Source organism: Pseudomonas sp. CFBP 13719 (assembly GCF_014842095.1).
Lineage (GTDB): Bacteria > Pseudomonadota > Gammaproteobacteria > Pseudomonadales > Pseudomonadaceae > Aquipseudomonas.
In genome coordinates, this window is the sequence record NZ_JACYVB010000031.1 from 1 (window position 1) to 303 (window position 303).

Annotated in this window: 1 pseudogene; it reads right to left on the reverse strand. The window is 53.8% G+C overall.

Annotated features, from left to right (window positions below):
• Positions 1 to 303: pseudogene (locus tag IFT57_RS26885) on the reverse strand (hypothetical protein); the annotation flags it as partial.

Sequence of the window (303 nt, forward strand, 5' to 3'; positions counted from 1 at the left end):
GTGCCCTTGTCGTGAGCGTCGAGATAATCCCGCACCGCGATAAACCCGGAATCACGGCTGAAGTCGCCTCGGTCTTTCCCGTAGGACGCGTTGATCTGAAGCTCTATGCTGTACAGCATCAACTCGCAACCTTTACGGGTGCGGTGTATTTCTATCTGTGCATCGGGTTTGTATTCAGTTCTCCACTCCCGGTTGAACTGAGACTTTCGGTTGTCACGTTTGTCTAGTTTGCAGGACTGCCCGGGTGCTGGAACGTAGGTCGCTAATGCCATATAAGCAAAGCCCGGAGGCAAGTCGGCGGTA